The organism is Mesorhizobium sp. M7A.F.Ca.CA.004.06.1.1, assembly GCF_003999135.1.
Taxonomy (GTDB): Bacteria; Pseudomonadota; Alphaproteobacteria; order Rhizobiales; family Rhizobiaceae; genus Mesorhizobium.
In genome coordinates this window covers 1-9,655 of sequence record NZ_RZPQ01000149.1, presented here as the reverse complement: position 1 = coordinate 9,655, position 9,655 = coordinate 1, and the positions used below count along the sequence as shown (strand labels likewise).

Annotated in this window: 13 protein-coding genes; 9 read left to right on the top strand and 4 right to left on the bottom strand. The window is 64.0% G+C overall.

Features of this window, described 5'->3' with window-relative positions; translation table 11 throughout:
• Positions 1–810 (bottom strand): polyprenyl synthetase family protein (locus EN906_RS11960; protein WP_164777155.1); only part of this gene is annotated, 810 nt, incomplete at its 3' end.
• A gap of 203 nt (positions 811–1,013) precedes the next feature.
• On the opposite strand from EN906_RS11960, the gene EN906_RS11955 reads away from it, so the two are divergent.
• The 7 genes from EN906_RS11955 to EN906_RS11925 all read left to right on the top strand — a co-directional run bounded on the left by EN906_RS11955 (position 1,014) and on the right by EN906_RS11925 (position 5,323).
• Entirely contained in the window at positions 1,014–1,238 is a 225-nt protein-coding gene (locus tag EN906_RS11955) for a DUF2007 domain-containing protein (RefSeq protein WP_063167652.1), read from the top strand.
• Positions 1,238–2,035: a methyltransferase gene (locus EN906_RS11950; RefSeq protein ID WP_127272009.1), complete on the top strand. Its 798-nt coding sequence runs from the start codon at positions 1,238–1,240 to the stop codon at positions 2,033–2,035. Before EN906_RS11955 ends, EN906_RS11950 begins: the two co-directional genes overlap by 1 nt.
• A 79-nt stretch (positions 2,036–2,114) precedes the next feature.
• Complete coding sequence (locus EN906_RS11945; protein ID WP_127272776.1) at positions 2,115–2,978, top strand: S49 family peptidase; 864 nt, start codon at positions 2,115–2,117, stop codon at positions 2,976–2,978.
• Positions 2,979–3,106: 128 nt separating this feature from the next.
• Positions 3,107–3,292: a membrane protein gene (locus EN906_RS11940; protein WP_023808667.1), complete on the top strand. Its 186-nt coding sequence runs from the start codon at positions 3,107–3,109 to the stop codon at positions 3,290–3,292.
• Positions 3,293–3,318: 26 nt separating this feature from the next.
• The gene (locus EN906_RS11935) at positions 3,319–4,218 is read left to right on the top strand and encodes a 4-(cytidine 5'-diphospho)-2-C-methyl-D-erythritol kinase (RefSeq protein ID WP_127269629.1); all 900 of its coding nucleotides are present in this window, start codon (positions 3,319–3,321) and stop codon (positions 4,216–4,218) included.
• The gene (moaB, locus tag EN906_RS11930) at positions 4,205–4,759 is read left to right on the top strand and encodes a molybdenum cofactor biosynthesis protein B (RefSeq protein ID WP_127269628.1); all 555 of its coding nucleotides are present in this window, start codon (positions 4,205–4,207) and stop codon (positions 4,757–4,759) included. The genes EN906_RS11935 and moaB overlap by 14 nt, the downstream gene beginning before the upstream one ends.
• 141 nt (positions 4,760–4,900) lie before the next feature.
• Positions 4,901–5,323, top strand: a complete 423-nt coding sequence (locus EN906_RS11925; protein WP_127269627.1) for an aldehyde-activating protein — start codon at positions 4,901–4,903, stop codon at positions 5,321–5,323.
• A 7-nt stretch (positions 5,324–5,330) separates the two neighbouring features.
• Here EN906_RS11925 and EN906_RS11920 read toward each other — a convergent pair whose 3' ends face one another.
• Together EN906_RS11920 and EN906_RS11915 are read right to left on the bottom strand one after the other, a co-directional pair.
• Positions 5,331–6,305 carry a hypothetical protein gene (locus EN906_RS11920; RefSeq protein ID WP_023808671.1) on the bottom strand — a complete coding sequence of 325 codons (975 nt, stop codon included), beginning with the start codon at positions 6,303–6,305 and terminating at the stop codon, positions 5,331–5,333.
• Positions 6,306–6,446: 141 nt separating this feature from the next.
• The gene (locus EN906_RS11915; protein WP_127272328.1) at positions 6,447–6,971 is read right to left on the bottom strand and encodes a glycosyltransferase; all 525 of its coding nucleotides are present in this window, start codon (positions 6,969–6,971) and stop codon (positions 6,447–6,449) included.
• A gap of 150 nt (positions 6,972–7,121) precedes the next feature.
• Between EN906_RS11915 and EN906_RS11910 the strand changes: the two genes are divergently transcribed.
• Together EN906_RS11910 and EN906_RS11905 are read left to right on the top strand one after the other, a co-directional pair.
• Entirely contained in the window at positions 7,122–8,276 is a 1,155-nt protein-coding gene (locus tag EN906_RS11910; RefSeq protein ID WP_127270954.1) for a PA0069 family radical SAM protein, read from the top strand.
• 151 nt (positions 8,277–8,427) lie between these two features.
• Positions 8,428–9,126, top strand: a complete 699-nt coding sequence (locus tag EN906_RS11905; RefSeq protein WP_127270953.1) for a ribonuclease HII — start codon at positions 8,428–8,430, stop codon at positions 9,124–9,126.
• Between the two features lie 91 nt (positions 9,127–9,217).
• Here EN906_RS11905 and EN906_RS11900 read toward each other — a convergent pair whose 3' ends face one another.
• Positions 9,218–9,655 (bottom strand): F0F1 ATP synthase subunit B, encoded by a 438-nt coding sequence (locus tag EN906_RS11900; RefSeq protein WP_127375186.1) that lies wholly within the window; start codon positions 9,653–9,655, stop codon positions 9,218–9,220.

The following is a 9,655-nucleotide window of genomic DNA, read 5'->3' as shown; positions in this document are numbered from 1 at the left end:
CTTCCAGAAAGTGCGCTCGGCCTTCGTGCCCCGCCGATAGGCGAGAATGACCGGCAAGGTCACCTTGCCTTCGCGGAAATCGTCGCCGACATTCTTGCCGAGATCCTTGCTGGTGCCGCCATAGTCCAGCGCGTCATCGATCAGCTGGAAGGCAAGGCCGAGATTCATGCCGTAGGAGCGCAGCGCCGCACGATCGTTGCGGGTCGCCTGGGCAATGACGGGCCCTACCTCGGCAGCAGCCGAAAAAAGTGCGGCGGTCTTGGCCTTGATGACGGCGAAATGCTCGTCCTCGGTGGTTTCGAGGTTCTTGGCGGCGGCAAGCTGCATAACCTCGCCCTCGGCGATGATCGAGGCAGCACTCGACAGGATATCGAGCGCTTCGAGCGAGCCGACATCGACCATCATGCGGAAAGCCTGGCCGAGCAGGAAGTCGCCGACCAGCACGCTTGCCTGGTTGCCCCAGATCATGCGGGCGGTCTTCTTGCCGCGCCGCATGCCGCTCTCGTCGACGACATCGTCGTGCAGCAGCGTCGCCGTGTGCATGAATTCGACGGAGGTGGCGAGCTTGACGTGGCCCTCGCCGGCATAGCCGAACATCTGCGCGGCGGCGAGCGTCAGCATCGGCCGCAGCCGTTTGCCGCCGGACGAGATCAGATGATTGGCGACCTCCGGGATCATCTCGACGTCGGAGCCGGCCTTGGACAGGATCAATTCATTGACGCGCCCCATATCGGCGGCAGTCAGATCGATCAGATCCTTGATGGAGGCGGGCTCCCGCTTCCCGTTTTCGATGTTGAGAACGACACCCACGACAATCACTCCCGTCTTGGTATAGAGCGTGCGACGGCACCCTTAGTCCCTGCATGGACTCTAGGGCGGCGGACATGGCCACGGCAAGTGGCGAATTGGCGCGGCGTCGATGACGGAATGTCAACGACCACAGAGGGAACGGGGCTCTGCCTCGGAATCCCCTGCCCGTTTACATCAATAGCGCAAACTGCGAGTTTCATACGATGATAGAACTTGTCCGCACCAACGATGCCGTGATCATCTCCTTTGTGGAATCGCTGATGCGCGACGCCGGCATCGCCTGCTTTGTCGCCGATCAGAATATGAGCATTCTCGAAGGATCGATCGGTCTTTTGCAGAAACGCGTCATGGTCGACGCCGACCAGGCCGACGCGGCACGGCGCATCCTCAGGGATGCCGGCATCGCCAACGAGATCCGCGGAAAATAATGCCCGCCGCGCCCGCCCTTGTTCCGGACACGCCGGCCCATACGGTCGACGCCTTCCATCGCGGCCGGTTCTGGCTCGTCCAGCCCAAGCAGGGCGGCCATCGCGCCGGCATGGATGCGATGATGCTGGCGGCATCCGTGCCATCGACCTTTGGCGGGCGCCTGGCCGATTTCGGCGCGGGAGCCGGAGCTGCCGGACTGGCGGTGCTGTCACGCTGCCCGGCGGCAGAGGCGGTGCTTGTCGAACGCGCGCCGGAAATGGCGGCCTTCGCGGCGGCGACGCTTGCCCATCCCGGCAATGCCCATCTGAGCGATCGCGCCTCCGTGCTGGTCGCCAATGTCACCGTATCGGGCCGGGCGCGGGCGGCCGCCGGCCTCGCCGACAACGACTTCGACTTCGTCATCATGAACCCGCCTTTCAATGCCCCCCGGGACCGCGCCACATCGGATCGCCTGCGAAAGGAAGCCCATGTCATGGAGGACGGGCTGTTCGAGAGCTGGATCAGAAGTGCGGCGGCGGTGGTGAGGCCGCGCGGCGGGCTCGCCGTAATCGCCCGGCCCGAACAGCTCGGCGCCATTCTCGATGCGATCGCCGGCCGCTTCGGCGATGCCGAGATGCTCGCCGTCCACCCTCGTCCCGATGCGGCGGCGATCCGCATCGTCGTGCGGGCAGCGCTCGGGGCGCGGGGAAAGCTTGCCATACGCCCGCCCCTAATGCTCCACACGCAGTCAGGCAACGGCCCCGACGAGCGCAGCGAAATGATCACCAACGGCCTCGCCTCGCTGTTCGGAGATTGAGCTATTCTGCCCGGCGACATTGCCGTTGGCCGGGAAATCCCTACATGCCTGCAACCCACCGACCGGAGACCGCGCCCTCGTGAAACGCCTTATCAACCGCCTGCTGCCGAAATCCTGGCGCTCCACCGTCGTCACCATTCCGGTGATCCGGCTGCACGGCACCATCATGGCAGGCGGTGGCCAGTTTCGGCCGAGCCTGTCGCTGGCTTCCACCGCCGGCCTCATCGAGAAGGCGTTCTCCTACGACGCGCCGGCGGTCGCCATCTCGATCAATTCGCCGGGCGGCTCGCCGGTGCAGTCTCGGCTGATCTTCAAGCGCATCCGTGACCTGGCCACGGAAAAGAACAAAAAGGTACTGGTCTTCGTCGAGGATGTCGCGGCGTCGGGCGGCTACATGATCGCGGTCGCCGGTGACGAGATCTTCGCCGATCCGTCGTCCATCGTCGGTTCGATCGGCGTGGTATCGGCCTCGTTCGGCTTCCCTGAACTGATGAAAAAGATCGGTGTCGAGCGCCGTGTCCACACCGCCGGCCAGAACAAGGCGGTGCTCGATCCGTTCAAGCCCGAGAAGAAGGAAGATGTCGAACGGCTGAAGGCGCTGCAGCTCGAGGTGCACGCAACCTTCATCGACCTCGTCAAGGAGCGGCGCGGCACGAAACTGAAGGACGACCCGGACCTGTTCACCGGCCTGTTCTGGACCGGCATCAAGGGCCTCGAACTCGGTCTGGTCGATGCGCTCGGCGACATGCGCACTGTGCTCAAGACCCGTTTCGGGGCGAAAACCCAGCTCAGGCTGATCACGACACCGCGCGGTTTTCTTAGCCGCTTCGGCCTGTTCGGCTCAAGCAAGGGCTTTTCAGCGCCCGATATCGTAGCCGCTGCCGCCAGCGGCGTGATCGATGCGGCGGAAGAGCGCGCATTGTGGTCTCGCTTCGGGCTTTGAAAACCCGGCAAAACCGTCTAGCATGAGAGCTTGAGTTTCATGCATGTCGTGTCCCCAAAACCGGGTCGACATGCATCAACCGACCCGACCGGCCGCCTTCGCCGGCCCAGCGTGGGAGGAGTTTTGGCATGCCGCAGATCATTTTCTTCGCCGTCGTTGGCGTTGCCGCTTATTTCGGCTACCGCACCTTCATTAGGGAAGCCGAGCGCGTGACCGCCAAGGTGCGGCGCACAGAAAAGCAGACGGCCAACGGCGCGATCGGAACGCTGGTCAAGGATCCGAAGACCGGCGAATACCGACTGGCCAAGGACTGACCATCATTTCGCTTACATCAAACGCAGTGGACACCGCTTTCGGTGTGCGCACTTGGCCTGCGTACGCCAAAATCAATCTTGCGCTGCATGTCACCGGCAGGCGCCCTGACGGCTATCATCTGATAGAAAGCCTAGCGGTGTTCACGCGTTTTGGCGACAGGGTCGAAATCGCGCCCGCCGACAGCGATGAGTTTGCCGTGTCCGGCCGCTACGCACCGGCCGTTCCAGTCGACGCAAGCAATCTTGTGCTTAGGGCGCGCGATGCCCTGCGGCAGACAGCCGGGCACGAGAGAACACCGCCGGTTGCCATCCGGCTCGAAAAGAACCTGCCGGTTGCCTCCGGCGTCGGCGGCGGTTCGAGCGACGCGGCGACCGTGCTGCGCGGGCTGGTGGAGACATGGGCGCTGGACATCGACGGCGCAGAGCTGGCGCGGATCGGCCTTTCGCTTGGCGCCGATGTGCCGATGTGCCTGGCGGCAAAGCCGCTGGTAGCGCGCGGCATCGGGGATGAACTGTCGATGGTGCCGGATTTTTCGGCGCTTGGCCTGGTGCTGGTCAATCCAGGCACCCCGGTGTCGACGGCGGATGTCTTTGCAGCGCTTTCGCGGCGCGACAATGAGGCCTTGCCGCCCCTGCCGCGCGGCATCGATTTTCACAGCCTGCGCAACTGGCTGGAGATTACTCGCAACGATCTCGAGCCCGCGGCGCTAGCGATGCAGCCCGCCATCGGCAGGGCGCTTTCCTGGCTGAACAAGGCCGGATCGGGTTTTTCACGGATGTCCGGGTCCGGCGCCACCTGCTTCGGCCTGTTCGAGACCGGCAATGTCGCCAAGCGTGCCGCTGCCGAGATCCGCGGCCGCCAGCCCGACTGGTTCGTCGCGGCGACGCGCACCATCGCATCGGAGGGCGCAGATGGCCAGAATTGACGAGAGCCGCTCCTTCATTCCCGTGCGCATCGCGGTGCTGACCGTTTCGGACACGCGCAGCCTCGCCGACGACAAATCCGGCCAGACGCTGGCCGACCGCATCACCGAGGCCGGCCATCTGCTGGCGGCCCGCGATATCGTCACCGACGACCGCGAGAAAATCCGCGACACGGTTCTGGCGTGGTCACAGGACAAGAATATCGATGTCGTCATCACCACCGGCGGTACCGGCTTCACAGGCCGTGACGTGACGCCGGACGCGCTGGAGCCGATCTTCGAAAAGCGCATGGATGGCTTTTCGGAAGTGTTCCACCGCATTTCCTACGACAAGATCGGCACCTCGACGATCCAGAGCCGGGCGACCGGCGGCGTCGTCAACGCCACCTTCGTCTTCGTGCTGCCGGGCTCACCCGGCGCCTGCAAGGACGCGTGGGACGGCATCCTGAAAGCGCAGCTCGACTACCGGCACACGCCATGCAACTTCGTCGAGATCATGCCGCGCCTGGACGAGCATTTGCGGCGCGGCAAATCGGCTCCGTAAAAGCCGAGGCAAAGCGCCGGTTCCACGCCGCGTTCGCCAGGCAAAACAGCACCGGCGCCTTTGAAACCCCATTCCAAACCGGACCTCGGAAAAGTACCTTGTCTGAAGGCGATCATCGCCGTTCACGACAAGGCAGCTACGATGACCGTGCACACCGGTGGGTGCCATTGCGGCAATATACGCCTTGAATTTTCAACCGAGCTCGAGCCACCGCAAACCGAAGTTCGCGCTTGCCAATGCTCGTTCTGTGTCAGACATGGTTCGCGCGCCGTTGCCGATCCGAATGGCAGACTGGTCATCTCGGTCAAGGACGAGACGCAATTGCGGAGATATCAGTTCGGGCTGAGGACGGCCGACTATCTGATCTGCCGGCGGTGCGGTGTCTACGTCGCCGCAATCGCCAGAGATGACGATGCAAGGGCGATCGTCATCATCAACGCCCTGGACGACCGCGAACGGTTCAACCAGGAGCCGGTCCGCGTTGACTTCGATACGGAAAACAGGGCGCAGCGCCAAGCCAGACGCCGCACACACTGGACACCTGTCGAGATGAGCTTCGGATAGGCAGCTCTCAGCGGATAACCGGCTCGCCATGAAACCGTCGGCGCGACGGCGGCGATACGCCGAAGCCGACTTCCATCATCAGTCGCGGCGTGCGTGCCGGCACGGTGCCCATATGAAAGCCAAAGGGGTCCTCGACGAAGCCGAGACCAGCCTCGCCGGTCAGCGTCACCGGGCTCTGCTCGCCATAGACATCCAGAACCTGCTGCGCGGGATGACCGACCAGAAGGGTAAGCTGGTGCTTGAGGCTGCGGCGCTTGTGGCTGCCCCTGACATAGACATGCGGACCGGTGTCGGCGTCGACCGGCTTGAGGTAGAAGAAGAATTTCAGCATGCGCCAATCATCGAGGTCGAAATGATACTTGCCGAGCGAGGCGAGGTTCTTGTCGGCGTCCGAAGCCGCACCGGTTGGAAAACTCCACCAGACGCGCGTCGTGATCAGTTTTGCCTGGCCGCCGAGATAGTGCGCGGCAATATCCAGAAGCAGCGGATCGCGCTGGATGGCAAGCGCCGCCGGGCAGTCGAGGATGCGCTCGAAAAAATGCCCGCTGAGCAGCGAGCGGCCAAGGCGTTTCTCGGCCTCGGCATGTTCCCCCGGCATGAATTCGAGACGGCGGTCGAAATTGCCGAAGCAAGGCGTGCGCCCGGCGAAGTCGGCGATCTCTTCATGGATATCAGGCGGCAGGACCAGGCCTGAGAACAGCCCGTCGGAGCGCAACGCATCGACGACCGCTCCCCGTTCGACACCGGCAAACATCGTATCCCCGGCATTGGCGACCGGGCGGGCGCGTTTTGCGCCCAGCCAATGCATGCGGCGTCCGGGCATTGTGCGCGCCAACACGAACATCGGCAGCCAGGCAGGGTTCTCCCGCAGGTCCGTCAGATAGGTTGGAATACGTACGGCGATGCGCCGCAGCAGGCTGCCGTTGCGCGCAATGGCCTCGAGACTGGCCGCGCCGGATGTGTCGGGGGTTGAAAGCTTCATTGGGTCCTCGGCTATGAGAGCACCACCGATGCCGCATCGGTGCTCGCCTCTCGGCATGTCCAAACCCAATTCCCGCTTGAACGGAAGCTAACCCCGCGTCAGATTTTGTGCAATGCACAATGACCTGAGCAACTGCAAAAATCACGTCGACGAGCGGCGCTCCTGCTTGGCCGGCGCCATCCAGATCTCCGCGTCGAGCCGCTTCGTCGCGAGGCCGCGGGCGATGGTCCCGGCACTGCCGGCGCTCTTTGCCGCGGCAGCTGCCTGACGCTTGCTGATCAGCAAGCCGTCGGCCAAGGCGCGGTTTCCCGAAAAGACCCGGGCCAGGAATGGCGTGCGACTGGCTCGCGTGCGCGAAAACCGTGCCGCCATGGTCTGCCTGGCCGTGTGGGCGACAACTTCATCGATCCAGCCCTCCACCAGCCGCGCGCCCGGCTCCAGGAGCAGCAACCAATCCCCCTTGGCCTGGCGGATGCCGGCAGCGACACCGCCCGTCACGTACTGACAGCCGGCATGCTCGGCCACACGATGCGTCTGGTCGGTGGAGCCTGTGTCGCAGACGATGACTTCACGCACCACGCCCTCGACCGCTCCGCCAATCAGCGAGGCGAGCGTGCGGGCGAGGCCCTCCTCGTCATTGCGGGTTTCGATGAGAACACTGAGCATCCTTAGCCGAATAGCGGAAAGCGCCGGACAGCGCCAGTTTTTGCATCGCACCATAGAAAGTTCTTGCTTTGTTCCCACCAGTAAAATAGGAATAATTTCATGAACAGAGCGATTCGACACAACACGGACAGTCCCTGGGAGCGGGCGAAAATGGAACAGATCGTGCGCGCCGACATTGCAGCTTTCGGAGCAGGAAGAGCCGAGATGGCCAACGCGATGGTCGAGCAGAGCGGCATGCGTGTCCGCCCGGACCGCAACCGCGGCAGGTCGGCTGGCATCAATCCGTCCGGCCGGTTCGAGCCAGTCAGCCGGCACGTGTTCGACGATGGCTGGAATTCGCTGGAAGAACTGCCGCCTTTCAAGACCGAAGTGCAGGTAGAGAAGCCGCGCACCATCATCACCCGCAACGAATCGCCCGACATTTCCTTCGACCGTTCCATCAACCCCTATCGCGGCTGCGAGCATGGCTGCGTCTATTGCTTTGCCCGCCCGACGCACGCGTTCATGGGCCTGTCGCCGGGTCTGGATTTCGAATCCAAGCTGTTCGCCAAGCCTGATGCGGCGCGCTTGCTCGACAAGGAGCTTTCGAAGGACAGCTATCAGCCGCGCACCATCGCCATCGGCACCAACACCGACCCCTACCAGCCGATCGAGAAGCAATACCGGATCATGCGCGAAATCCTCGAAGTGCTGGAAGCGCGCGGCCATCCGGTCGGCATCGTGACAAAGTCCGCTCTGGTGACGCGCGATATCGATATCCTGTCGCGCATGGCCGAACGCGGGCTCGCCAAGGTAGCGCTGTCGGTGACGACGCTCGACCGCATGCTGGCGCGCACCATGGAGCCGCGCGCGTCGACGCCGACCAAGCGGCTGGAAGCGATCCGGCAGCTTTCGGATGCCGGCATTCCGGCGTCGGTCATGGTGGCGCCGATCATTCCGGGCCTGACCGATCCGGAGATGGAACGCATCCTCGATTCCGCATGTGCGGCGGGCGCGCGCGAAGCGGGCTACGTGATCCTGCGGCTGCCGCTGGAGGTCAGCCCGATCTTCAAGGATTGGCTGCTGCGTCATTATCCCGACCGCTACCGCCATGTGATGTCGCTGGTCCGGTCGATGCGTGACGGCAAGGACTACGATTCGGAATGGGGCAAACGCATGAAGGGCGCCGGTCCCTATGCCTGGCAGATCGGCCGGCGCTTCGAGATCACAGCCAAGCGGCTCGGCCTCAATGCCGAACGGCGCACGCTGCGGACCGACCAGTTCGTTGCCGCCGGGAAAGACCAGGTGCAGTTGACGCTGCTTTAAGAGACAATTCGTCGCGGTGGTTTGATCCGTCGCGGCACCAGAATCCCGTCCGGCCTGCCCCGGCCTGCAGACGGTGCCCTCCCGGTCCGGCGCCCCACCCGACCCGGAGGGACTTGCGGAGAATCAGAGCCGATGCGAACCTCGCCGCAACATGGCTCGCGCGCGTTCTGATTCTCCGCCTCTCTTTGAGATCATCGAGAAGCCCGACTTCTCCTTCGAGACGAAGGCGATGGCGGAGGGCCTGTGGCCGGTTGCCGGGATGGACGAGGCCGGCCGTGGCCCCCTGGCCGGGCCGGTAGTCGCCGCGGCCGTGGTGCTCGATCCCGCCAACATTCCCGACGGCCTCGACGATTCCAAGCGCCTCAGCCATCTGCAGCGTGAAGCCTTGTTCCTGCGAATTCTCGGCTCTGCGCAGGCGGTCTCAATGGCCTCCATCAGTGCCGAGGGTATCGACGGCAGCAACATCCTCAAGGCAAGCCTGGAAGCCATGCGCCGCGCCCTGGTAGGGCTGTCGGTCAGACCGAAGCTCGCCCTTGCCGATGGACGCGACGTGCCGCCTGGCCTGCCTTGTGAAGGGCGCGCGCTGATCAAGGGCGACCAGCGTTCGCAGTCGATCGCCGCCGCCTCGATCGTCGCCAAGGTGATGCGTGATCGCATGATGTGCGGCTGCGGCAACCATCACGACCGTTACGGCTTCGAAGTCCATATGGGCTACGCCACGCTTCGCCATCGCACGGCAATCGAGGCGCATGGCCCGGTGGCGCGGCTGCATCGCGTATCGTTTTCGCCGTTCAGGCTGGGTGGCGCTGAAGTGGTCGAGGAAGAGAGCTTCGTCGGAATGGATAGCTGATCTCCCCCCTCGAGGGGGAGATTATCCCCGCCCACAACAAAAAGCCGCCAGGTTGCCCGGGCGGCTTTCGATGATTGGCTAGCGGGACCCTCTAGTTCAGCTTCGACTTCACGTCCGCAAGCGATGCCTTGAACAGATCGGCACCGGCCTTGGCGTCGATCTTGCCGGCAAGCAGCGCGCGCGCTGCCTCTACGGCGATGTCGACGGCGCTGGCGCGGACTTCGCTGATGGCGTCACGCTCGGCCTGGCCGATCTTCTGCTCGGCAAGCGCGGTGCGCCTGACAACATAGTCCTCGGTCTTCTTGTGCGCTTCGGCGGCAAGCAAGTCGGCTTCGCGCTTGGCGGCGGCGACGATGTCGGCGGCCTCCTGCTCGGCTTCCTTGCGCTTGCGCTGATACTGGCCAAGCAGTTGCTGGGCTTCCTCGCGCAGCCGGCGCGCTTCGTCGAGTTCGTTGCTGATCCTTTCGGCGCGGGCGTCGAGCGCCTTGGCGATCAGGCGAGGCACCTTGATGTAGACGGCAATGCCCAG